Source organism: Blastococcus aurantiacus, from assembly GCF_900102425.1.
GTDB lineage: Bacteria > Actinomycetota > Actinomycetes > Mycobacteriales > Geodermatophilaceae > Blastococcus > Blastococcus aurantiacus.
The window spans coordinates 300,476-324,558 of the sequence record NZ_FNBT01000001.1 but is presented as its reverse complement, the minus strand read 5'-3'; the positions used below and the strand labels follow the sequence as shown (position 1 = coordinate 324,558).

19 protein-coding genes are annotated in these 24,083 nt (G+C 72.7%); 13 read left to right on the top strand and 6 right to left on the bottom strand.

What is annotated here, in order from left to right; translation table 11 throughout:
- Window positions 1-59: 59 nt before the first annotated feature.
- Window positions 60-2,405, bottom strand: a complete 2,346-nt coding sequence (treY, locus tag BLS70_RS01515) for a malto-oligosyltrehalose synthase (protein WP_091763742.1) — start codon at window positions 2,403-2,405, stop codon at window positions 60-62.
- Window positions 2,402-4,513 (bottom strand): glycogen debranching protein GlgX, encoded by a 2,112-nt coding sequence (gene glgX, locus BLS70_RS01510; RefSeq protein ID WP_091763741.1) that lies wholly within the window; start codon window positions 4,511-4,513, stop codon window positions 2,402-2,404. The genes treY and glgX overlap by 4 nt, the downstream gene beginning before the upstream one ends.
- 427 nt (window positions 4,514-4,940) lie before the next feature.
- Here glgX and uvrB point away from each other — a divergent pair, with 427 nt between their 5' ends.
- From uvrB to BLS70_RS01470, 8 genes are all read left to right on the top strand, one after another.
- Complete coding sequence (gene uvrB, locus BLS70_RS01505) at window positions 4,941-7,058, top strand: excinuclease ABC subunit UvrB (protein WP_091763740.1); 2,118 nt, start codon at window positions 4,941-4,943, stop codon at window positions 7,056-7,058.
- 17 nt (window positions 7,059-7,075) lie between these two features.
- Window positions 7,076-8,560, top strand: coding sequence for an alpha/beta hydrolase domain-containing protein (locus BLS70_RS01500; protein WP_091763739.1), 1,485 nt, complete (start codon window positions 7,076-7,078; stop codon window positions 8,558-8,560).
- A 253-nt stretch (window positions 8,561-8,813) separates the two neighbouring features.
- Window positions 8,814-9,914: a TerC family protein gene (locus BLS70_RS01495; RefSeq protein WP_091763738.1), complete on the top strand. Its 1,101-nt coding sequence runs from the start codon at window positions 8,814-8,816 to the stop codon at window positions 9,912-9,914.
- Window positions 9,911-10,402 carry a helix-turn-helix domain-containing protein gene (locus BLS70_RS01490; protein ID WP_091763737.1) on the top strand — a complete coding sequence of 164 codons (492 nt, stop codon included), beginning with the start codon at window positions 9,911-9,913 and terminating at the stop codon, window positions 10,400-10,402. Before BLS70_RS01495 ends, BLS70_RS01490 begins: the two co-directional genes overlap by 4 nt.
- Before the next feature lie 240 nt (window positions 10,403-10,642).
- On the top strand, window positions 10,643-11,737 hold the full coding sequence (locus tag BLS70_RS01485) for a TerC family protein (protein ID WP_091763736.1): 1,095 nt from the start codon (window positions 10,643-10,645) through the stop codon (window positions 11,735-11,737).
- A gap of 44 nt (window positions 11,738-11,781) precedes the next feature.
- Window positions 11,782-13,104: an MFS transporter gene (locus BLS70_RS01480; protein WP_218122232.1), complete on the top strand. Its 1,323-nt coding sequence runs from the start codon at window positions 11,782-11,784 to the stop codon at window positions 13,102-13,104.
- A 57-nt stretch (window positions 13,105-13,161) separates the two neighbouring features.
- Window positions 13,162-15,177 (top strand): S9 family peptidase, encoded by a 2,016-nt coding sequence (locus BLS70_RS01475; RefSeq protein ID WP_091763735.1) that lies wholly within the window; start codon window positions 13,162-13,164, stop codon window positions 15,175-15,177.
- A 44-nt stretch (window positions 15,178-15,221) separates the two neighbouring features.
- Entirely contained in the window at window positions 15,222-15,818 is a 597-nt protein-coding gene (locus BLS70_RS01470; RefSeq protein ID WP_091763734.1) for a hypothetical protein, read from the top strand.
- On the opposite strand, the gene BLS70_RS21475 is transcribed toward BLS70_RS01470, so the two are convergent.
- The gene (locus BLS70_RS21475) at window positions 15,815-16,186 is read right to left on the bottom strand and encodes a hypothetical protein (protein WP_143030316.1); all 372 of its coding nucleotides are present in this window, start codon (window positions 16,184-16,186) and stop codon (window positions 15,815-15,817) included. The two genes, BLS70_RS01470 and BLS70_RS21475, sit on opposite strands and share 4 nt — an antisense overlap.
- Before the next feature lie 54 nt (window positions 16,187-16,240).
- Between BLS70_RS21475 and BLS70_RS01460 the strand changes: the two genes are divergently transcribed.
- Window positions 16,241-16,549 (top strand): hypothetical protein, encoded by a 309-nt coding sequence (locus tag BLS70_RS01460; protein ID WP_091763733.1) that lies wholly within the window; start codon window positions 16,241-16,243, stop codon window positions 16,547-16,549.
- Between the two features lie 10 nt (window positions 16,550-16,559).
- On the opposite strand, the gene BLS70_RS01455 is transcribed toward BLS70_RS01460, so the two are convergent.
- On the bottom strand, window positions 16,560-17,213 hold the full coding sequence (locus tag BLS70_RS01455) for an MBL fold metallo-hydrolase (protein ID WP_091763732.1): 654 nt from the start codon (window positions 17,211-17,213) through the stop codon (window positions 16,560-16,562).
- Between the two features lie 49 nt (window positions 17,214-17,262).
- Between BLS70_RS01455 and BLS70_RS01450 the strand changes: the two genes are divergently transcribed.
- Entirely contained in the window at window positions 17,263-18,768 is a 1,506-nt protein-coding gene (locus tag BLS70_RS01450; protein WP_255362157.1) for an amidase, read from the top strand.
- A 160-nt stretch (window positions 18,769-18,928) separates the two neighbouring features.
- A complete protein-coding gene (uvrA, locus tag BLS70_RS01445; RefSeq protein WP_091763730.1) occupies window positions 18,929-21,820 on the top strand; it encodes an excinuclease ABC subunit UvrA in 2,892 nt (963 codons plus the stop codon).
- A gap of 42 nt (window positions 21,821-21,862) precedes the next feature.
- Here uvrA and BLS70_RS01440 read toward each other — a convergent pair whose 3' ends face one another.
- Complete coding sequence (locus BLS70_RS01440) at window positions 21,863-22,402, bottom strand: hypothetical protein (RefSeq protein WP_091763729.1); 540 nt, start codon at window positions 22,400-22,402, stop codon at window positions 21,863-21,865.
- 152 nt (window positions 22,403-22,554) lie between these two features.
- Here BLS70_RS01440 and BLS70_RS01435 point away from each other — a divergent pair, with 152 nt between their 5' ends.
- Window positions 22,555-23,289, top strand: coding sequence for an SDR family NAD(P)-dependent oxidoreductase (locus BLS70_RS01435; RefSeq protein WP_218122231.1), 735 nt, complete (start codon window positions 22,555-22,557; stop codon window positions 23,287-23,289).
- Between the two features lie 34 nt (window positions 23,290-23,323).
- Here BLS70_RS01435 and BLS70_RS21145 read toward each other — a convergent pair whose 3' ends face one another.
- On the bottom strand, window positions 23,324-23,449 hold the full coding sequence (locus tag BLS70_RS21145) for a hypothetical protein (RefSeq protein WP_255362156.1): 126 nt from the start codon (window positions 23,447-23,449) through the stop codon (window positions 23,324-23,326).
- 250 nt (window positions 23,450-23,699) lie between these two features.
- Here BLS70_RS21145 and BLS70_RS01430 point away from each other — a divergent pair, with 250 nt between their 5' ends.
- Complete coding sequence (locus tag BLS70_RS01430) at window positions 23,700-24,008, top strand: hypothetical protein (RefSeq protein WP_091763727.1); 309 nt, start codon at window positions 23,700-23,702, stop codon at window positions 24,006-24,008.
- Window positions 24,009-24,083 lie beyond the last annotated feature (75 nt).

The window sequence follows — 24,083 nt, the reverse complement described above, 5'->3', positions numbered from 1 at the left end:
GGCGAGGGTCGGCGATCCCGCACGCCCTCGGACCCGGGAGCGTGCGGGATCGCGTCGCGTCAGGCCCGGACGAGCAGCGCGACCGGCAACCGGGCGAGGAGGACGTCGGCCGCGACCCCCGCGACGTCGGACACGAAGCGCTCACCCGTGAGCAGGTCGCGCCACGCCCCGTTCGGCAGCTGCAGGGCGGTGTCGCCCCACCCGGTCTCCGCCAGCCGGGCCGGCAGCCGGGTCGCGACGACGACGACGCCGTCCTGGTCGGCGCTGCCGCGGTCGTAGGCCACCACGCACTCCGCGGCCGACCCGGTCACCTCCACCGAGGCGTAGCCGCCGAACAACTCGGGGCTGTCCCGTCGCGCCCGCAGCACCCGCGAGGTGACCAGCAGCTTCGCCGCGCCGCTCGCGTCGACGGCCGGCACCGTGCCGGCGTCGAGCTCGGCCAGCAGCCGGCGCCGCAGCCCGTAGTCGACCGGGCGGCGGTTGTCCGGGTCGACCAGAGAGAAGTCGTACAGCTCGGTGCCCTGGTAGACGTCGGGGACGCCGGGCATCGTGAGCTGCAGCAGCTTCTGCGTCAGCGAGTTCGACCAGCCCAGCGGCGCGATGCGGGCGACGAACGCCTCGATCTCCGCCGTCGTCGTGGGGTCGTCGAAGGCGGCGTCGACCAGCGCGTGCAGCTGCTCCTCGAACTCCTGCACCGGGTTGGTCCAGGTGGTGGAGGTGCCGGCCTCGCGCGCGGCCTTCTCGACGTAGGCGTGTGCCCGCTCGCGGGACAAGGGCCAGGCGCCGATCAGGTTCTGCCACACCAGGTGGGCCAGCGAGCGGTCGGCCAGCGGGTGCCGGGCCAGCCAGCCGCGGACCAGCGCGGACCACTCGGAGGGCAGCTCGGCGAGCACGGCCAGGCGGGCGCGGACGTCCTCGCTGCGCTTCGTGTCGTGCGTGGACAGCGTGGTCATCGCCTGCGGCTTGACCGCGAGCCGGTGCGCCTGGGCGGCGTGGAACTCCTCGACCGTGCCGCCGAAGTGCGCGGGGTCTCCGCCGACCTCGTTCAGCGCGACGAAGCGGGACCAGCGGTAGTAGGCGCTGTCCTCCACGCCCTTGGCCATCACCGGGCCGGACGTCTGCTCGAACCGCGTGGCCAGCTCGGAGCCGGCCTGGCCCAGCCGCGAGTGCAGGGCCTCTACGGCCGGTACGAGCTCGGGCCGGTGCTCCTTGACCGCCGCGACCGTCTCGTCGAGGTGCGAGCGGCCGTCGGGCAGGTAGCTGCGGTACACGGGGAAGGCGGCCAGGAGCTCGGCCAGCGCTTCCCGCACCTGATCGGCGGGCAGACCGGGCAGGTCGCCGACGAGCCGCTGCAGGCGACCGACCTCCGAGCCGAGCATCCCGTCGGTGACCTCGCGCTTGCACCGCCGCACCAGCTCCGCGTAGTCGACCCGGCCGCCGGCCAGCTCGGTGTCCAGGGCCGTCAGCGCGGGCTCGCCGGCCGGGTCGACGAGCACCCGGTCGACCTCGGTGAGCGCGTCGTACCCCGTGGTCCCCGCCGTCCGCCAGCCCTCGGGCAGCTCCTCGCCGGGCTCGAGGATCTTCTCGACGACCGTCCACCGGCCACCGGAGGCCTCGGCCAACCGGTCGAGGTAGCCCTTGGGATCGGCCAGGCCGTCCGGATGGTCGATCCGCAGGCCGTCGACGGCGCCGTCGCGCACCAGCTGGAGCACCAGCTCGTGCGTCGCGTCGAAGACGGCCGGGTCCTCCACGCGGAGGCCCGCCAGGGTGTTGATCGCGAAGAACCGCCGGTAGTTGAGGTCGGAGTCCGCGCGCCGCCAGTCGACCAGTTCGTAGTGCTGGCGGGCGTGCACCTCCTGCGGGGAGCCGCCGTCGGTGCCCGGCGCGATCGGGAAGCGGTTGTCGTAGTAGCGGAGCTCGCCGTCGGAGATCTCCAGCTTCTCGACGTCCTCGGCGGAGCCGAGCACGGGGATGCGGACCTTGCCGCCCCCGAAGTCCCAGTCGATGTCGAACGCCGCCGCGTTCTCGCTGGCCTGCCCGTGCTGCAGGACGTCCCACCACCAGCGGGACGCCGACGGGTCGTCGACCCCCATGTGGTTGGGCACCAGGTCGAGCACCAGGCCCAGCCCGTGCTCGTGCAGCGCCGCGACGAACCGGTCGAAGCCGGCCTGCCCGCCGCGGGCCTCGTCGATGTGCGCGTGGTCGACCGTGTCGTACCCGTGGGTGCTGCCCTCGGCCGAGCGGAGCAGCGGCGAGGAGTAGGCGTGGGTGACGCCCAGGTCGGCCAGGTAGCCGGTCACCCCCGCGGCGTCGTCGAGGGGGAAGCCGGCGTGCACCTGCAGCCGGTAGGTCGCGGCGGGGACGCCCCGTCGGCGATCGCCGCCGGGCTGCTGGGCCCCTGTCACTCGGCGGGCCCGGTGAGCACGATGATCGAACGACCCTGCACGGTCACCGTGTCACCCGGCTTGACCTCGACCGGCTCGACCTCGTGCATCTCGGCGGTGTCGAGGACCGTGGTCCAGCTCCGCGAGTAGTCGTCGCTGGGCAGCGTGAACTCGATGGCGTCGGGGGAGGCGTTGTAGGCCAGGTAGAAGTGGTCGTCCTTGACGTACTCACCGCGTTCGTCCATCTCGCGGATGCCGACGCCGTTGAGGTAGACGGCGACGGACTTGGCGTAGCTGACGTCCCAGTCCTCGTCGGCCATCTCCTCGCCGGCGGGGGTCAGCCAGGCGATGTCGGGCACCGGGTCGCCCAGCCCGCGCCGGACGGGGCGGCCGTGGAAGAACCGGCGACGCCGGAACGTCGGGTGGTCGCAGCGGAGCTTGGTGACCTTCTTGGTGAACTCCAGGAGGCCCTCGTCGACGTTCTCCCAGTCGATCCAGGTCAGCTCGGAGTCCTGGCAGTAGCCGTTGTTGTTGCCGCCCTGCGAGCGGCCGAGCTCGTCACCGTGCAGGAGCATCGGCACGCCCTGGCTGAGCATCATCGTGGCGATGAAGTTGCGCCGCTGCTGGGCGCGCAGCTGCAGGATCTCCGGGTCGTCGGTCGGGCCCTCGACCCCGTGGTTCCAGCTGCGGTTGTGGCTCTCGCCGTCGTTGTTGCCCTCGCCGTTGGCCTCGTTGTGCTTCTCGTTGTACGAGACGAGATCGTTGAGGGTGAACCCGTCGTGGGCGGTGACGAAGTTGATGCTGGCCATGGGGCGCCGGCCGGAGTGCTGGTACAGGTCCGAGGAGCCGGAGATCCGGTCGGCGAACTCACCGATCGTGCCGCCCTCGCCGCGCCAGAAGTCACGGACGGTGTCGCGGTACTTGCCGTTCCACTCGGTCCACAGCGCCGGGAAGTTCCCGACCTGGTAGCCGCCCTCGCCGACGTCCCAGGGTTCGGCGATCAGCTTCACCTGGCTGACGATCGGGTCCTGGTGGACCAGGTCGAAGAACGCCGACAGCCGGTCGACGGCGTGCAGCTCGCGGGCCAGGGCGGAGGCGAGGTCGAAGCGGAAGCCGTCGACGTGCATCTCGGTGACCCAGTAGCGCAGCGAGTCCATGATCAGCTGCAGGGACTGCGGCGTCCGGACGTTGAGCGTGTTCCCGGTGCCGGTGAAGTCCATGTAGAACTGCTCGTCGCCCTCGACGAGCTTGTAGTACGTGCGGTTGTCGATGCCCCGGAACGACAGCGTCGGGCCCATGTGGTTGCCCTCGGCCGTGTGGTTGTAGACGACGTCGAGGATGACCTCGATGCCCGCCTCGTGCAGGGCGCGGACCATGCCCTTGAACTCCTGCACGTGCTGCCCGGCGGCGGTGTCGCTCGCGTACTCGTTGTGCGGCGCGAAGAAGCCGATCGTGTTGTAGCCCCAGTAGTTGCGCAGGCCCTTCTGCTGCAGGGTGTCGTCCTGCACGAACTGGTGCACCGGCAGCAGTTCGAGCGCCGTGATGCCCAGGTCGGTCAGGTGCTCGATCGTCGCCGGGTGCGCGACGCCGGCGTACGTGCCGCGCAGCTCCTCGGGGATGCGGGGATTGGTCATGGTCAGGCCCTTGACGTGGGCCTCGTAGATGACCGTCTTGTTGTAGGGCGTCCTCGGCGGGCGGTCGACGCCCCAGTCGAAGTACGGGTTGACGACGACGGACTTCGGCATGTGGGCCGCCGAGTCGTCGTCGTTGCGCTCCTTGGTCTCGAAGTCGTAGCCGAAGACCGACTGGTCCCAGTCGATCTGGCCGTCGATCGCCTTGGCGTACGGGTCGAGCAGCAGCTTGTTCGGGTTGCAGCGGTGCCCCTGGGCCGGGTCGTGCGGACCGTGGACGCGGAAGCCGTACTTCTGGCCGGGGTGGATGCCCGGGAGGAAGGCGTGCCAGACGTACCCGTCCATCTCCGGGAGCCGGATGCGTTCCTCGTTGCCCGCGTCGTCGAAGAGGCAGAGCTCGACCTTGTCGGCCACCTCGCTGAAGATCGCGAAGTTCGTGCCGGTGCCGTCGTACGTGGCCCCGAGGGGGTAGGCACTGCCGGGCCATACCTGGGTCATGGACTGGTTCCTCCTGCTGCTTGCCCCGCACAGGGGGCTGGACCTCGCTCCATGAAGCATGGTGGAGGAGGTCGGGACGGGGCGACCGTAGGGGCGTGCCCTCTGGAGGGCCTCCGCACACCTGGGAACGGTGTGACCCTGACGGCCGCGTCGAGGAGCACGACGGCGCCCCCGCGGCCAGGCCGCGGAGGCGCCGTGCGCGGAGCGGCGGACCGACCTCGCCCGGAGGATCCGGGTGGCGCTGGCCCGTGGGCGCCCCTGCGAGGCGCGACGCTAGGGCGCGCACGCGGGCGACCGCAAGTACCTGCGACGGGACCGTTGGGTCCGGTTCGGCGGCGGGTCCCGCGACCACCCGGCGGGCCGCCGGAGGACCGTCGCGCGGGCGCGACCCGGCGTTCTGTCGTACCCCCGTCGTACCGTCGTCCCCGTGCGCACGACCACCGACCTCAGGCCCACGCAGGGCCGCTTCCGCGTCGTCAGCGAGTTCGAGCCCGCGGGCGACCAGCCGGCGGCCATCAAGGCGCTCGCCGAACGGGTGAACGCGGGTGACGAGCACACGGTGCTGCTCGGTGCCACGGGTACCGGCAAGTCGGCGACGACGGCCTGGCTGATCGAGCAGGTGCAGCGCCCGACGCTGGTGATGGCCCCGAACAAGACCCTCGCCGCCCAGCTGGCCAACGAGTTCAAGGAACTCATGCCCGACGCGGCCGTCGAGTACTTCGTCTCGTACTACGACTACTACCAGCCCGAGGCCTACGTCCCGCAGACCGATACCTACATCGAGAAGGACTCCTCGATCAACGAGGAGGTCGAGCGGCTGCGGCACTCCGCGACCAACAGCCTGCTCACCCGACGCGACGTCGTGGTGGTGTCCACCGTCTCGTGCATCTACGGCCTGGGCACGCCGCAGGAGTACGTCGAGCGCGCGCTCAAGATCAAGCTGGGGGAGGAGCGCGACCGGGACGAGCTGCTGCGGACCCTGGTCACCGAGCAGTACACCCGCAACGACCTCTCCTTCACCCGCGGCACCTTCCGCGTGCGGGGCGACACGATCGAGATCTTCCCGGTGTACGAGGAGCTCGCCGTCCGCATCGAGATGTTCGGCGACGAGGTCGAGCGGCTGTACTACCTGCACCCGCTCACCGGCGAGGTGGTGCGCGAGGTCGAGGAGCTCTTCGTCTTCCCGGCCAGCCACTACGTCGCGGGCCCCGACCGCATGGAGCGGGCGATCCGCGGGATCGAGGCGGAACTCGAGCAGCAGCTGGCCGTGATGGAGCGGCAGGGCAAGCTGCTGGAGGCCCAGCGGCTGCGCATGCGCACGACCTACGACATCGAGATGATGCGGCAGGTCGGCTTCTGCTCCGGCATCGAGAACTACTCCCGGCACATCGACGGCCGGGCGCCCGGCAGCGCCGGCGCCTGTCTCATCGACTACTTCCCGGACGACTTCCTGCTGGTCGTCGACGAGTCGCACGTGACCGTGCCGCAGATCGGCGGCATGTACGAGGGCGACATGAGCCGCAAGCGCACGCTGGTCGAGCACGGCTTCCGGCTGCCGTCGGCGATGGACAACCGCCCGCTGAAGTGGGAGGAGTTCACCGACCGGATCAAGCAGACCGTCTACCTGTCGGCGACGCCGGGCGACTACGAGCTGGGCAAGGTCCAGGGCGACGTCGTCGAGCAGGTCATCCGCCCCACCGGCCTGATCGACCCGGAGGTCGTCGTCAAGCCGACCAAGGGGCAGATCGACGACCTCGTGCACGAGATCCGGCTCCGCACCGAGAAGGACGAGCGGATCCTGGTCACCACCCTGACCAAGAAGATGTCCGAGGACCTGACCGACTACCTGCTCGAGCTCGGCATCAAGGTGCGCTACCTGCACTCCGAGGTCGACACGCTGCGCCGGGTCGAGCTGCTCCGCGAGCTGCGCCAGGGCGAGTACGACGTGCTGGTCGGCATCAACCTGCTGCGCGAGGGCCTGGACCTGCCCGAGGTCTCGCTGGTCGCCATCCTCGACGCGGACAAGGAAGGGTTCCTCCGGTCGGGCAAGTCGCTGATCCAGACGATCGGCCGCGCGGCCCGCAACGTCTCCGGCCAGGTCCACATGTACGCGGACAAGATCACGCCGTCGATGGAACAGGCCATCGGGGAGACCAGCCGGCGGCGCGAGAAGCAGATCGCCTACAACACGGCCCACGGCGTCGATCCGCAGCCGCTGCGCAAGAAGATCGTCGACATCCTGGACGGCATCTACAAGGCCGCCGAGGACACCGAGGCCGCGACCGAGCTGCTGGGCGGGTCCGGCCGGCAGCAGTCCCGCGGCAAGTCGCCGGTTCCGGGCCTGTCCTCCAAGAGCAAGGCCAAGGCCGGCTCGATCGACGTGCAGGGGCTGCCCCGGGCTGAGCTGGCCGACATGATCCAGACGATGAACGACCAGATGCTCTCCGCGGCCCGGGAGCTGCAGTTCGAGGTCGCGGCACGGCTGCGCGACGAGCTGACCGAGCTCAAGAAGGAACTCCGCCAGTTCGACGCAGCCCACGCCTGACCCTGGAGCCCTGAGGCATGACCCGCACACCCGGCTCCCGTCCGCCCGCGACGGACGGGAGCGGGGAGCCCGGTGAGCGTCCCGGATCCGCGGTCACCCGCGTCGAGGCCACCACGACCACGGTGGTCCTGGGCGAACGGGAGTGGCGGCGGACCACGGGCACGCTGCACGGCGTCGTCGGCGCGGGGGAGCGGATCGCCGGTCTCGACGGGCTCACCACCGACGAGTACGGCCGGTACGCCTACAGCGCGCAGTTCGAGGTCCTCGATCCCGGGGGCGCCGGCGACCTGGTGCTCGTCGACATGGAGAACCGGGGTCGGCCGGCGACGCTGCTGACCCTGGAGCAGCTCGCCCTGGGCTCCGCGGACAGCACCCCGACCGGAGCGGTCTACCCACCGGGCCGCGGCACCGGCTTCCTCGCCGAGCAGGACCTCGGCTACGCCCGCGTCCAGTGGGAGTCCGGCATCGCCGCCGGCGTGCCCGCCTCGGCGCAGGGGGTCGGCGAGGTCGTGGTGCGCGACTTCGGCCGGTTGCTCACCGGTGCGGCCGGCCCGCTGGAGGGCGACAGCCCGCTGCCGCGGTTCGGCGCCGCGGTCCTCACCGGCATCAGCCAGAGCGCGTGGTTCGTCACGACGTTCGTCGCCGAGGGCTTCAACGTCGATCCGCGGACGGGCGGCGGGGTCTACGCAGCCGCTCTCGCCGTCTCCGGCACTGGGAACTGGCTGGCTATCAACCAGCTGGCGGGGAAGGAGGCGCAGCGGCCCTACCTCCTCGAGAACGGGGTCCCGCTCGCCTACGAGCAGATCCTCACCCGGGGGGACAGCGACCCCCTGTACGTCGACGTCGCCACCTACACCGACTACTACCGGCTCCGGGCGAGCGTCACCGCGCACGCCGAGCGCTCACCCGACGTCCACCGCTACGACTGGCCGGCCCCGCACGCCGGCCCCGCCTACCCGGACGCGATGGTCTTCGGCGTGCTCGGCTGCAACGGCGGCATCGAGGTGCCGCGGAACCCGATCGCGTACGACCCCTACCTCCGCAGCGTGGTCGCCGATCTCGCCGCCGTCCTCCGCGGGTCGACGCCCGACGGTGCCGGCCTGCCGGAGTCGGCGGTGTTCGAGCTGGTGCCCCCACCGCCGTCGGCCACCGTCAACGAGCTGCCCGGTGTGGAGCTGGCCGTCCCCGCGGTCGACGACGACACGGCGCAGCCACTGGGGGGCGTCCGCTTCCCCGACGCCGTCGTCCCGCTCGGCCGGCCGCTCCCGGTCGCGCTCGGCCCCGTGGGCACGTCGTCGATCACCGACGTGTGCGGCAACTGGGGCGGCTGGGAGCCGTTCACGGCCGCGGAGCTCCGCGACCGCTACGGCGACGTCGACGGCTACCTCGCCCGGTACGACGCCGCGGTCGACGAGCAGATCCGGGCCGGCTACCTGCGCGCGGGCGAGCGCGAACCGATGCTGGCGAAGGCACGCGCGGCCTTCCTCGCCACCGGAGCCTGACGCGCCTCTCCCGAGCGGGTGTCGGTGAGATCTGCGCCACAGCAGCGCCTCCCCGGGAACCCCGCCCCCGGGTGGGGCGTTCCTGGCCATGACGAGCACCGCTCCCGCAGGGTGCTTCGTGGAGGGGAGTATCCCCGCGCGGCGAGGTCGTCAATACGGGGTCCCGTGACCCCCGGCCCGCCGGCCGCCACCTCGAGTGGCAGTGGGAGAGACCTCCGGTACTGACGCATCGCCAGTCATCGGAGGCTTTTTCTTGGACGTCCCCTTCTGGGTGTGGGCCCTCACCGTCGGCCTGATCCTCGGCATGCTGATCTTCGACCTCGTCGGCCACGTGCGGACGCCGCACGCGCCCAGCCTGCGCGAGTCGGCCATCTGGTCCGGCGTCTACGTCGGCATCGCCGTCGTGTTCGGACTGCTCGTCTTCTGGTTCTACGGAGCGCAGTTCGGCGGTGAGTACTTCGCCGGCTACATCACCGAGAAGAGCCTGTCGATCGACAACCTCTTCGTCTTCGTGCTGATCATGGCCAGCTTCGGCGTCCCCCGGGAACTGCAGCAGAAGGTGCTCCTCTACGGCATCACGTTCGCGCTGGTCCTGCGCACGGTCTTCATCCTCGTCGGCGCCGCGGCGATCGAGAACTTCAGCTGGGTCTTCTACCTCTTCGGCGCGATCCTCATCTGGACCGCGTGGGCGCAGGCCCGTTCCGGTGGTCACGACGACCACGAGGACTACAAGGAGAACCTGCTCCTGCGTGCCGCGAAGCGGGCCTTCCCGACCACCGACGAGTACCACTCGGACAAGCTGTCGGTGCGCCTGGACGGCAGGCGCTTCATCACGCCCCTGGCCATCGCCCTCATCGCCATCGGCAGCGCCGACATCCTCTTCGCCGTCGACTCGATCCCGGCGATCTTCGGCCTGACCCAGGAGACCTACCTGGTCTTCGCCGCCAACGCGTTCTCGCTGCTGGGGCTGCGGCAGCTGTTCTTCCTCATCGACGGGCTGCTCGACCGGCTGGTCTACCTCTCCTACGGCCTGGCCGTGATCCTCGGCTTCATCGGCGTGAAGCTGGTGATCCACGCCCTGCACACCAACGAGCTGCCCTTCGTCAACGGCGGTGAGCACATCACCGCGATCCCGGAGATCCCGACCTGGCTGTCCCTGGCGGTCATCCTCCTGACGCTGGTGGTCACGACCGTCGCCAGCCTCGCCAAGAACCGGCGCGACCGCGCCGAGCGCGCGGCGCTCGCCGCCGGTGCTCCGCGCCCGGTCGAGCAGGCGCCGGCGGACGCGGTGGAGGCCCCGTCGGCTGCCGACGACGCCCGTGGCCGGTCCGCCGACGTGCTCGACCCCCGATGAGTGCGGCCGCCGTCGCCCCCCTCGAGATCCGGCCGGGGACGTCGATGACCGGGGTCCTCGCCCTCATGGACGAGCTGGCCCTCCTCGCCGGCGCCGGCGAGGAGGTGCGCCGGCAGGTCGACGAGCTGACCGGCCTCCGCTCCGGTGAGCTGCAGGCACTGCTCGCGGTCGCCGACGGCGCCGACCGGCCCACCACGGTCGCGGAGGCGACCGGGCAGGTCGACGACGCGGCGGCGGCGACGGTCGAGGCGCTCCGGCGCCGGGGCCTCGTGACGAGTGCGTCGGGGGCGGCGCTGCAGCTCACCGAAGCAGGGCGGGTCGTCCGGCAGCAGGCCGAGGGGCTGCGGATCCGGGTCCTGCACGGCGTCGTCAGCGCCCTGGGGGAGCAGGCGACCGACCAGCTGCGCCGCACCGTGCAGGCGCTGGGGTCGGTGCTGGCCCCGGAGGCCCCGCCGTCGTCGGGCGCACGCCCCGCCCTGCCCGGCTGAGCCGGTCGCGCCGCGTCGTGGCGCGACGGGCTCCGGGGTACGGTGAGCGCCACGTGCCCCGGGGCCCGCAGGCGGTGACGCCCGCGCGGCGACGGGGTCGCACGATGGAGGGGAGTATCCCCCCGCGGCAGCGTCGTCAACACGAGATCCCACGGTCTCCGGTGCTGCCGGTCGCCGGTCCCAGGCCGGCGGTGGGAGAGACCTCCGGTGCCGACGCCTGTCCCCGGAGGAACTCACCGCATGGAACTTCCCGTCTGGTTCGAGATCGCGACGTTCGTGGGACTCACCGTCCTGCTGCTCGCCGACCTCGCCATCGTCACCCGCCGTCCGCACGAGCCCTCCATGAAGGAGGCGGGACTCTGGGTGGGCTTCTACGTCGGTCTCGCCCTGCTCTTCGGACTGGCGATGCTCGCCTTCACGAACGGCACCTATGCGACCGAGTTCTACGCCGGTTGGCTGACCGAGTACTCGCTCTCGGTCGACAACCTCTTCGTCTTCGTGATCATCATGGCCCGCTTCCGGGTGCCACGGCACCTGCAGCAGGAGGCCCTGATGGTGGGCATCATCCTGGCCCTGGTCCTGCGGGGCATCTTCATCCTGCTCGGCGCGGCCCTCATCGAGCGCTTCACCTGGGTCTTCTACATCTTCGGCGCCTTCCTCGTGTACACCGCGATCAACCTCGTGAAGCACCGCGGTGAGGACGAGGACTACGAGGAGAACGCCTTCATCCGCCGGATGCGCAAGGTCCTGCCGATCAGCCAGGACTTCCACGGCGCCAAGATCCGGGTCACGGAGAACGGCAAGAAGCTCTGGACCCCGATGATCATCGTCTTCCTCGCCCTCGGGACGACGGACCTGATCTTCGCCCTGGACAGCATCCCCGCGATCTTCGGTCTGACCCGTGAGCCGTTCATCGTCTTCACGGCCAACGTCTTCGCCCTCATGGGCCTTCGCCAGCTGTACTTCCTGCTCGGCGGTCTGCTCAAGCGCCTGGTGTACCTCTCGCTCGGCCTCGCGGTCATCCTGGCGTTCATCGGCGTCAAGCTGGTGATGGAGGCGCTGCACACCAACGAGCTGCCGTTCATCAACGGCGGCGAGCACATCGAGGCCGTTCCGGAGATCCCGATCTGGCTGTCGCTGTCGATCATCCTCGGCGTGCTGATCATCGCCACGGTGGCCAGCCTCATCAAGACCCGCGGTCAGCTCCTCACGGTGGAGGAGCCGGTCGTCGACCCCGAGACGGCGCAGTCGGTGCCCACCGGGGGCCCGGAGGCGGCGGCGGCCGTCGAGAGCCGGATCGCGGACGACCAGGGCGAGGGCAGCGCCCGCCGGTGAGGCGGGCGGAACACAGTCGGGTGCGGGGCGGTTGACCGCACTTCGTGGGTGAGCAGACGGACGCCGGTCGCGTCGCCGCACTGGTCGGGCTGCTGTTCGGGCTCGCCGGCATGGGCAGCGCGGCCGTCGCCGTCACGCTCCCGGCCATCGCGGCGGACCTCGACCTGACCACCGGCGGCGTCTCCTGGGTCATCAGCCTGTACGCGCTGATGCTCGCGGTGGCGACGGCGGTCTACGGCCGGGCCGCCGACCTCGCGGGCATCCGGTTGCCCCTCCTCGTGGGCGTCGGCCTCATGGCCGGCAGCGCGGTGCTGGGGTGCCTGGCGCCGAACATCGAGGTGCTGCTGGTGGCCCGGGTGCTGCAGGGCGCCGGCGCCGCCGCGGTGCCGGTCCTCGGCATGGCCATCGTGAGCGCCCGGTACGACGGCGCCGTCCGCACCACCGCGCTCGGGCAGGTTGCCGGGACGGCGGCGGCGGTGAGCGCGCTGGGCCCGCTCGCGGGCGGTCTGGTGGCGGACCTGGCGGGCTGGCGGGCGGTCGTGGCGCTGCCCGCGCTCGGGCTCCTCGTCGTCCCGGCGCTGTGGCGGGCCCTGCCCACGCAGGGCACCGGCGCGCGGCTCGACCTCCTCGGCGCCGCGCTCGTCGCGGGCACCGCGGCGGGGCTGGTGCTGCTGGTGCAGTCCCCGGCCTCCGGCGTGGTGGTGGCGACGGCCGGCGCGCTCCTGCTGGCGCTCGGCATCCCCGCGGTCGCGGCATGGGTGCGCCGTCGCCCGGAGGGCTTCCTGCCGCGCCGGGTGATCCGGGAGCCCGTCGTCGTCCGCAGCGCGCTGGCCGCCTCGGCGGTGCCGGCGGCCTGGTTCGCGCTGCTCATCGCCGTCCCCGCCGTCCTCGCCGCGCGCGGCTGGACCCCGCTGCAGGTGGGGCTGGCGCTGGTGCCCAGCGCCGTCACCGGCTTCCTGGCGCCCCGGCTGGCCGGACCGCTGCTGGCGCGCCTCGGGCCGGCCCGGTCCCTCGTCACCTCGGACGCGACCGCCGCGGTGGCGCTCGGCGTCGCCGCCCTGGGCGCGGCCCGCGGATCGGGGGCGATCCTGGTGACCGCGGTGGTTCTCGTGACGCTGGCCTTCGGTCTGGGTCAGCCGGCCCTCATGGCCGCGGTGGGGGACGCGGTCCCGGCCGACGTCCGCGGCGTGGCGCTGGGCATCGCCACGCTGGTCTTCCTCGTGGGCGGTGGCGTGGGCTCCGCCGTCGTCGGCGGAGTGGGGGAGGCGCTCGGCGTGGACCGCAGCCTGCTCCTGCTCGCGGCGCTCCCGTTGTTGGGCAGCCTGGCACTGGTGAGCACCATCCGCGCCGCGCGCATCCCGTCCTGACGCTGCCGGCCGGGCTCCACCCGGGCGACCCGCCGGCACCGACTAGCGTCGCGGGCCATGCGCCCTGACGACCTCGCGCTGCTGCGCATCCCGGGCGTGCCCACCGTCTCGCCGGACGGCCGCATGGCGGTGGTCGCCGTCGAGCGGCCCGACCTCGAGGCCGACGAGTACCGCGCCCAGCTCTGGGCCGTCCCCACCGACGCCTCGGCGCCGGCCCGGCCGATCAGCGCCGGGCACCGGGACAGCGCCCCGGCGTTCTCCCCGAACGGCCGGTGGCTGGCCTACTTGAGCGCCGAGCCCGGCGGCCGGCCGCAGATCTGGCTGCTGGCCACCGCGGGCGGTGAGCCGCGGCGGCTCACCGACCACCCCCTCGGCGCCGGGACCCCGGTGTGGTCGCCGGACTCCGCGCAGCTGGCCTACGTCGCCCGCGTCCCGGAGCACGGCCGGTACGGGACGGTGGACGGCGTCGGGCCCGAGGCCGAGCCGCCCCGGCTCATCACGACCCTGCAGTACCGGGAGGACGGCGTCGGCGTGGTGACCGACCGGCGCAGGCAGGTGTTCCTCCTGGACCTGCCGCCGGCCCGCGGGGACGACGCGGCGCCGCTGCCCGAGCCGGTGCAGCTGACGCCCGGCGACACCGACTGCGCCGACGTCGCGTGGCGCCCCGACGGGCAGGCGCTGGCGTTCGTCTCGGCCCGCCACGCCCGCGCCGACCGGGACCTGGTGCGCGACGTCCACGAGATCGCGACCGACGGCTCGGGGCTGCGCCGCCTGACCGGGTCCCGCGGGCACTGCACCGGCCCGGTCTACGCGCCCGACGGCACGCTGGTCGTGACCGCCGTCCCCGACCTGGGGTCCGAGGGCACCGACTTCGTGGCACGCCAGGCCGTGCCGTGCCGGGTGGGCGCCGACGGGGAGCTGCAGCCGCTGCTGGACCCGGAGCACGACCACCGCGGCGACGAGACGCCCGCGACGGTGCTGGCCGACGGTGCCGTCCTCGTCGGGATCCAGCGCCGCGGTGCGGTGGAGCTGCTGCGCGTGCCCCTGGACGGCGCGGCGCCGGAGGTGGTCGTCGAGGGCCGGTTCACCGTGCGCGGCGTCGCCGTCGGGGGCGGTGTCGTCGTGGCCACCGTGGCGCACGACCGCTCCTCCGGTGAGCTCGTCGCGCTCTCCGGGGGCGAGCGCCGGCTGCTGACCGGGTTCGGCGCGGAGCTCGGCAGCACCGGCCGGCTGCACCGCATGCGGGAGCGGACGGCGACGGCCCCGGACGGCTACCCGGTGCACGGCTGGGTCACGACCCCGTCCGGCCCGGGGCCCCACCCGGTGCTGCTGATGATCCACGGGGGCCCCTTCGCCCAGTACGGCTGCACGCTGCTCGACGAGACGCAGGTCCTGGTCTCGGCCGGTTACGCGGTGGTCCAGTGCAACCCGCGGGGGTCGTCGGGCTACGGCTCGGCGCACGGGCGGGCCATCCGGCACGACTGGGGTGGGCTGGACGCCGACGACGTCGTCGCGTTCCTCGACTCGGTGCTGGCCGACCCGGCTCTGGACGCCGACCGGGTGGGCATCCTGGGCGGGTCGTACGGCGGCTACCTGACCACCCTGCTGATCGGGCGCACCGACCGGTTCGCGGCCGCGATCAGCGAGCGGGCGTTCCTGGACCCGGTGAGCTTCGTGGGGTCCTCGGACATCGGCTGGTACTTCGCCGACCAGTACGTGGGCACCGACCCAGCAGGCATCGCCGCGCAGAGCGCGCTGGCCGGCGCCGGCGCGATCACGACGCCGACCCTGGTCATCCACTCCGAGGAGGACTGGCGCTGCCCGGTGGAGCAGGGCGCCCGCCTCTACGTGGAGCTGAAGCGGCGCGGCGTCCCCTCGGAGCTGCTGCTCTTCCCCGGCGAGGGGCACGAGCTGTCCCGGTCGGGCCGGCCGAAGCACCGGCTGGCCCGCTTCGAGCACATCCTGCGGTGGTGGGCGCGCTGGCTCCCGACACCGCAGGGCCCGGGACCGGGCGAGGCCGAGGTGGTCGATCCCGAGCACCCGATCGGGGCGGCGCCTCGCGCCGACGGCTGAACTCGGTCAGGATCCCCGCCGAGGGAAGGAAGGAGGCCGCCGCCGTGGCCCGCACCCCCGACAGCCGACGTGGCGCCGCCTTCCGGCGCTGGCTCCACGGTCTTCCGCGGACGACGAGGCAGTTCGTCGTCACCGGCCTCGTGATCGGCTGGCTGGCGGTCTGGTACGCCGCACTCCTCGCGATCAAGGGCTCCATCGGGGACGACGACGTCGGCTGGGCAGACCCCCTGTCCTCGATGATCGGTCCGCTCATCGGCATCGCGCTGGCCTTCTGGCTCAGGCGCAGGGCGCTCGGCAGCTTCGGAGGGGTGTGGGAGTTCGACAGTGCGGTGCGGCGTCGCCGGTTGCCGGACGACGCAGACCCCGCCGCATGGGGACCACTGCTGGAGAAGGGAGGCCGTTTCCAGCGCGGGGCCCGGAGGTTCGCCCTCGGTCTCACGGTGACCGCGGTCGTCGTGATGGTGATCGGGTTCGCCTGGGCGGGCTTCGGGTGGATCGCCGTCCTGGTCGCCGCTCTGGTCGGCGTCGTCGCGGTCGCCCTGCTCGAGTTCGCCAGCAGGCGGCAGACGGCGCGGATCGACGACCTCCGCGACCAGCTGCGCGGTCTCGAGGACCGCGGACGGCTGACGCCGGGCGACTAGCGCTCGGCGTCGTCGAGCTGCCGGACGACGCGGGCCGGGTTGCCGACGGCGACGACGTTCGCCGGGAGGTCCTTCGTGACGACGGCACCCGCGCCCACCACGGTGTTCTCGCCGATGGTGATGTCGGAGCCATGGTCGACGTACACCGGGGGGCAGCTGGGTGCCCTCGCCGATCGAGCCGAGGAGCTGCTCCAGCATGCTCGGCGGAGCGGCCCCTGGCGGACCGACGTCGCGTTGCAGGCGGCCATGAGGTCCTGCGCCCGGGCGCCGGCCTCGGCGATCTCGGGGTCGTCCGCGACTTGGAGGTCGCCGGCCTTCATGCGCTCGCGCATCGACCGGGTGTCCTCCGTGCCTGCTCCGGCGCCCATGCGCGCCAGGCTGGGCGGCGGCGCGTGACCGCCAGCGCCCCTCTACGGTGAGGCATGGCGCTCATCTACCCCGTCCTCTCGGATGCCCCCGAACCCGATGAGGAGGCGCTGCCGGACTTCGCGGAGCTCGCGGCCGACCTCTCCGACCAGTGGCTGGTCGAGGTGGCCGTGGGGGACGACGGCGACGAGGGCTGCTTCGGCCCGCTGACCGCGCGCGCCGCCTGGGACCTCGCAGTGGGCGTCGACCAGCGCCGGCCCGACTGGAACGTGTCGATCCTCCCGCTCTACCTGCCCGGGACGCCCGACGAGCTCGCCGCCGCCTTCGACGACGACGACGACGACGCGGACGCCACCCCCGCCTGACCGGAGGGGTTCACCAGCCGCGGGCGCGCCACTCCGGGAGGCTCGGGCGCTCGGCGCCGAGCGTCGTGTCGCCGCCGTGGCCGGGGTAGACCCAGGTGTCGTCGGGCAGCGTGCCGAAGAGCCGCTGCTCGACGTCGTCGATCAGGCTGGTGAAGCGGGCGGCGTCCTTCTGGGTGTTGCCGACGCCCCCGGGGAACAGGCTGTCGCCGGTGAAGACGTGCGTGCCGCCCCCTCGCCAGACCAGCGCGATGCTGCCGGGCGTGTGCCCGCGCAGGTGCACGACCTCCAGCACCTGGTCGCCGACGGTGACGGTGTCGCCGTGCTCGACCGGCCGCTCGACCGGGACGGGCAGGTCGGCGGCATCGGCCGGGTGCGCGACGGTGACCGCGCCGGTCGCGGCCACGACGTCGGGGAGCGCGCGGTGGTGGTCCCAGTGCCCGTGCGTGGTGACGACGGTGCGCAGCGGGGCGTCGCCCACGAGCGCGAGCAGCGCCTCCGGCTCGGCCGCGGCGTCGACGAGGAGGGCCTCGCCGGTGGCCGTGCAGGTGAGCAGGTAGGCGTTGTTCGCCATCTCGCTGACCGCCAGCTTGCGGACGGTGAGCCCGGGCAGCTCCCGGACGTCGGGCGCCCCACCGACCTCGACGTTCCCGGTGTAGGAGCTCATCTCCGGCCTCCGTTCGAAAAGTGTCGGCGTGCGCCGTTACGGTCCAGGCATGGACGCTAGCGGAGGTCTCGGCCTCCCCCCGATCGTCATGCGGGCCGGGAACGGGTCGACGGGACGGCCGGTGCCGTGGGCCGGGGAGTTCGACGGGCCGAGCGACCCCTCGCTGGTCGGCCTCCCGGCCGCGGAGATCGCCGCCCGGGTCCGCTCGGGGGAGATCACCGCCGTCGACGTCGTCCGCGCGCACCTCGATCACATCGAGGAGGTCGAGGGCCGGATCGGCGCCTTCCGGGTCGTCCGGCGGGAGGCCGCGCTGGCCGAGGCCGCCGCCGTGGATGCCAGCCTCACCCGGTTCGCCCTCCCGCTGGCCGGCGTGCCGGTCGCGATCAAGGACAACGTGGCGGTGGCGGGGGAGACCTGCACGGACGGCTCCCCGGCCCGCCGCGGCGAGCCCGAGCGCAGGGACCACCCCGTCGTCACCCGGCTGCGCAAGGCCGGGGCGGTCGTCGTCGGCATCACCCGCGCCCCGGAGTTGTGCCTCTACGCCGCCACCGACGGGCCGGGCACCGTGAGCCGGAACCCTTGGGACACCGCGCTGTCCCCGGCCGGCAGCTCCGGGGGCAGCGCCGCGGCCGTCGCCTCGGGCTCGGTCCCCATCGCGCACGGCAACGACGGCATGGGTTCCCTGCGGCTGCCGGCCGCGGCGTGCGGCCTGGTCACGCTGAAGCCCGGCCGCGGCGTCGTCCCCGGCGGGATCGGTGCCGACGACTGGTCGGGCATGGCCGTCAACGGTGCGCTGGCCACGACGGTCGCCGACCTCGCCATCGCGCACGCCGTCCTGGCGGGGGAGACCCCCGAGCCTCCGCCCGCGCCCGACCGTCCGCTCCGCATCGCCGTGAGCACCCGGTCGCCGGTGCCCGGCGTGGGTGCGGACGCCGCCACGCGGGCGGCTCTCGACGCCGTGGTGGCCGAGCTCGAGGCAGCCGGGCACACCGTCGTGCGCCGCAACCCACCGATCACGCCGGGCGCGGCCGCCGGTGCGCTGGTGCGCTGGATGGCCGGCGCCGAGGACGACGCCGCCGTCCTGGGCATCGACCGCTCGGAGCTGCAGCCGCGCAGCCGCACCCACGCCCGGCTGGGCCGCCTGGTCCGCCGGCTGGGGCTGGTGCGTCCGCGCACCCAGGAGCGGTTCCGTGCCCGGATGGTCGAGTTCTTCGAGGACGTCGACGTGCTGCTCACCCCGGTGACCACCGGCCCGCCGCTGCCCGCCCGCCTCTGGCACGAGCGCTCGTTCCTGGCCAACATCACCGCCAACGCGCGCTGGGCGCCGTGGACCGCGGCGTGGAATCTGGCAGGTCTCCCCGCCGCCGTGCTCCCGGCCGCGAGCCGCCCCACGGGGCCGCCGGTCGCCGTCCAGTTCGTCGGCCCCCCGGGTGCCGAGGGACGACTACTCTGGCTGGCCGGAGAGCTGGAACGCCGGCTCCCGTGGCGCCGCTACGCGCCCGTCTTCGACCCCACCGCGACCGGCTCCACCGAGACCGCGGCCGCCGCGACCTGAGTCCGGCGCCCGTGCACCGTGGCCGGGCGCAGGTCACACCGCGGAGGCGGACGACCACGGCGAGCGGAGGCGTTGGAGCCAGCAGTACGGCGGCGTCCCCCGGCACGCTCTGCACGCACCAGCACGTTGCGACATCCACCCAGCGACCGACAGGGATCACATGGACCGGCTCGTCGTCCGCGGCGCCCGAGAGCACAACCTCAAGGACGTCCACCTCGACCTCCCCCGTGACGCGCTCATCGTGTTCACGGGCCTCTCCGGCTCCGGCAAGTCCAGCCTCGCCTTCGACACGATCTTCGCCGAGGGGCAGCGGCGGTACGTCGAGTCGCTGTCGGCCTACGCCCGGCAGTTCCTCGGCCAGATGGACAAGCCCGACGTCGACTTCATCGAGGGCCTGTCGCCGGCGGTGTCGATCGACCAGAAGTCGACCAACCGCAACCCGCGGTCGACCGTCGGAACCATCACCGAGGTCTACGACTACCTCCGCCTGCTCTACGCCCGCGCGGGCCAGCCGCACTGCCCGAACTGCGGCAAGCCGATCTCCCGGCAGACGCCGCAGCAGATCGTCGACCAGGTGCTGGGCATGGAGGAGGGCACCCGGTTCCAGGTGCTGGCCCCGGTCGTCCGGGCGCGCAAGGGCGAGTACGTCGACCTGTTCAGCTCGCTGCAGACCCAGGGCTTCTCCCGCGTCCGCGTCGACGGCGTCGTGCACTCGCTCACCGAGCCGCCGAAGCTCAAGAAGCAGGAGAAGCACTCCATCGAGGTCATCATCGACCGCCTCACGGTCAAGGAGAGCGCCAAGCGCCGCCTGACCGACTCGGTGGAGACCGCGCTGGGCCTGGCCGGCGGCCTCGTCGTCCTCGAGTTCGTCGACCTCCCGGACGACGACCCGCAGCGCGAGCGCACCTTTTCCGAGCACCTCGCCTGCGTCGACGACGGCCTGTCGTTCGAGGCGCTGGAGCCGCGCTCGTTCTCCTTCAACTCGCCGTTCGGCGCCTGCACCGAGTGCACCGGCATCGGCACCCGCAAGGAGGTCGACCCGGAGCTCGTCGTCCCCGACCCGGAGAAGAGCCTCAACCAGGGCGCCATCGCCCCGTGGTCCAGCTCGATGAGCAACGAGTACTTCACCCGGCTGCTCACCGGCCTGTCCCAGCAGATCGGCTTCTCCATGGACGACCCGTGGGAGCGGTTGCCGGCCAAGGTGCAGAAGGCGATCCTGCACGGCTCGCCCGACCAGGTCCACGTCCGCTACAAGAACCGGTACGGCCGCGAGCGCAGCTACTACGCCGCCTTCGAGGGCGTGCTGCCCTTCCTCGAGCGCCGGCACGACGACACCGACAGCGACTACATGCGGGACAAGTACGAGGGCTACATGCGCGACGTCCCGTGCCCCGTCTGCCACGGCACCCGCCTCAAGCCCGAGATCCTGGCCGTGAAGCTCAACGGCCGCTCGATCGCCGAGGTCACGAACCTCTCCATCGGAGAGGCCTCGCAGTGGCTGGGCGTCCTGGAGCTGGGCGAACGGGAGAAGGCGATCGCCGACCGCGTGCTCCGCGAGATCCAGGCCCGGCTGTCCTTCCTGGTCGACGTCGGCCTGGACTACCTGTCCCTCGACCGGCCGGCCGCCACGCTCGCCGGTGGCGAGGCCCAGCGCATCCGGCTCGCCACCCAGATCGGGTCGGGCCTGGTCGGCGTGCTCTACGTGCTCGACGAGCCCTCGATCGGCCTGCACCAGCGCGACAACACCCGGCTCATCGAGACGCTGGTCCGGCTGCGCGACATGGGCAACACCCTCATCGTCGTCGAGCACGACGAGGACACCATCAAGGTCGCCGACTGGGTCGTCGACATCGGCCCCGGCGCCGGCGAGCACGGCGGCGAGGTGGTCGTCAGCGGCACGGTCGCCGACCTGCTGGCCAGCGAGCGGTCGCTCACCGGCCAGTACCTCTCCGGCCGGAAGAGGATCGAGATCCCGGAGAAGCGCCGCGAGCTCACGCCGGGTCGCGAGCTGGTCGTGAAGGGTGCCCGCGAGAACAACCTGCGCGGCATCGACGTGACGTTCCCGCTCGGCGTCCTGGTGGCGGTCACCGGCGTGTCCGGGTCGGGCAAGTCCACGCTGGTCAACGACATCCTCTATACGACGATGGCCAACGTCCTGAACCGCGCGCGCATGGTCGCCGGCCGGCACCGCACCATCACCGGCCTGGACCAGCTGGACAAGGTCGTGCACGTCGACCAGTCGCCGATCGGCCGCACCCCGCGGTCCAACCCGGCCACGTACACCGGCGTGTGGGACCAGGTCCGCAAGCTGTTCGCGCAGACCACCGAGGCGAAGATGCGCGGCTACCTGCCCGGGCGGTTCTCCTTCAACGTCAAGGGCGGGCGCTGCGAGGCGTGCTCCGGCGACGGCACGCTGAAGATCGAGATGAACTTCCTGCCCGACGTCTACGTCCCCTGCGAGGTGTGCAAGGGGGCCCGGTTCAACCGGGAAACCCTCGAGGTGCACTACAAGGGCAAGACGGTCGCCGAGGTGCTCGACATGCCGATCGAGGAGGCGGCCGAGTTCTTCGCCGCCATCCCGGCGATCGCGCGTTACCTGCGCACGCTCACCGAGGTCGGCCTGGGCTACGTCCGCCTCGGCCAGCCGGCCACCACGCTTTCCGGTGGCGAGGCCCAGCGGGTGAAGCTGGCCAGCGAGCTGCAGAAGCGGTCCAACGGCCGCAGCATCTACGTCCTCGACGAGCCGACCACCGGCCTGCACTTCGAGGACATCCGCAAGCTGCTGCTGGTCCTGCAGGGCCTGGTCGACAAGGGCAACTCGGTCATCGTCATCGAGCACAACCTCGACGTGATCAAGAGCGCCGACTGGCTGATCGACATGGGCCCCGAAGGCGGCTTCCGCGGCGGCACGGTCGTCGCCGAGGGCTCGCCGGAGTTCGTGGCCACCGTGCCGGAGAGCCACACCGGCCGGTACCTCGCCAAGATCCTCGACGAGGACGCCGTAGTCGCGGCTGCGGCGCCGAAGAAGAGGGCCCGCAAGAAGGCCAGCTGACGCGCCGGCCGGCCGCAACCGGTTCCGACCCGCCCGGCGGGCTCAGGGAACCGGTTGCGGCCGGAACGGCGGCCGGTGGTCGACCACCTCCACGAGCGTTGCCCCGACCGGATCCGGCACGCGGCCGGCGGCCACGGCGGCGGTCACGGCGGCGAGCACCTCCACCGCTGCCTCGTCCCCGGACACCTGCCACCGGGCCCAGCGCCGGAAGCGACCCCGGGCGACCAGCCCCACCTCCCACGTGCCCGACCTCGGCGTACGCAGCCGAGCCAGCCCTTCACGCAGGAGCGCGGGGCCGGCGTCGAGGCCCACCCAGACCGTGGTGCCCGGCCGGTGCCACTGGTGCCGGAACTCCGCCAGCTCCGCGTCGACCGGGTCGCTGATGGGTGCGGCCGCGTCCCGCACGTCCGTGGTCGCCGACGCCACGAGGGGAGCCGGATACCGCTCCAGCGCCGCCTCCAGCCGCCGGCGCATCCGGTCGGCGTCCGGGCCGGGACGCGGCGGCGTCGTCCCGGCCCCGCGCACGTGCCGCGCCCGTGCCTTCCATCCGTCACCCCACTGGTCGGTCACCGTCTGCCGCACCGCGCACCTCCGTCGTCGTCGAGGAGGCGAGCATGCCGCCGCGTGGTGGCGGGCGAGGCGGTTGTCCACAGGTCGGCTCCCGCCCGGTGTTGACGTGGTCGCAGACTCGGGTTCGGATCTCGCACACTGACCGACCACCTCAGGGAGCCCCCTTGGATCTCACCGGCCACGTCGTCATCGTCACCGGATCGAGCAGCGGCATCGGCGAGGCCGTCGCCCGCAGGCTGGCGGCCGCCGGCGCTCGGATCGTCGTCAACTCCGCTTCCTCCGTGGAGGCAGGGGAACGGCTGGCGGGTGAGCTGGGAGAGGCCTGCTACGTGCAGGGGGACATCTCCGACCCCAGCACGGCACACGCGCTGGTCGGGGCGGCCCGGGATCGGTGGGGACGGCTCGACGGGCTGGTCAACAACGCCGCGGTCACGGCGGACGTCCCGCTCGCCGACATCGACGGCGTCACGGTGGACCACTGGAACCGCGTGCTGGGCGTCAACGTCGTGGGGACCTTCCTCGTGTCCCAGGCCGCGCTGCCGTTGCTTCGGGCCGCCGAGGACGGCTGGATCATCAACATCACCTCGATCGCCGGCATCCGCCAGACGGGCAGTTCGCTGCCCTACGCCGTGTCGAAGGCAGCCGTCGACCACCTGACGACGCTCCTCGCGAAGCACGCCGGCGGCGGGGTCCGGGTCAACGCGGTGGCCCCCGGTCTCGTGGCGACGCCGTGGACCGAGACCTGGGACGCGGTCAAGGAGGGCGTGACGGCGATGGCTCCGCTCAAGCGGGTCGCGACGCCCGACGACATCGCCGACGCCTGCGTCGGCCTCATCGGCGCCCGGTACGCCACCGGCCAGACACTGCTCGTCGACGGTGGGCTCGGACTGGTGCTCTGACCTGTGTCGCGCGGGCCACTGCGTGATCGGCCGCTCAGGACCAGTCGACCAGCTCCGCCTTCGCGCGGAGGCGCTCGCCGAACAGCGGATCGATGGAGGAGGCCCACGCGATCCGGCCCAGCACGTGGTCCCGGAACGTTGCCGGATCCCGGGTGCGCACTTGGCTCGTCCAGCTGTGCGTCGCGCAATTCTCCAGCGGCGCCCGCAAGGCGTCCCACCCGCCGCGCGGCTGAGCGCTCAGGGGGTGAAGCGGGAGCCCATGCCCAGCTCGGTCCGGAGGCAGCGCGGACGGCCGCGGTCGGGCTCGAGCGGGCGGTTCGGTTCCGGCTTGTGATAGAGGTCACGCGGGGCTACCCTCCTTGTGACAGACGTCACTGAAGGCCGTCCCGGCGGCCTGCGAGGAGGCCGCGATGAGCGCACTCACGCCCGACTGCGACCCCGACATGAGCCACTGCGGTCAGCCCTGGCAGGGGAAGAGTGGGCCGGGAGCCACCGTGCTGTCCGTGGCCGTGCTGCTCACCATCCTCGGGGTCTCCCTCGCCGTGGTGGCCACGCGGGCCGTGTCCGACGCCTTCGACTTCGTCGCCGTCCCCGTCGCGCTGTTCGCCGCCATCTCGCTGGTGCGCCGGCTCGCCCGCTCCGCCGCCCCTGGCGTGAAGGCCCTCGCCTCCCGGGTCCCGACGACCGTCACCGTCCGGCGCTCGCAGCCCGTCGGCTGACCGCACCAACCCCACCCGTCCCCCGGAACCGGGGCACGCCCCGGCGTGCTCCGGCTCCCGGCTGCCCGGGGTCGG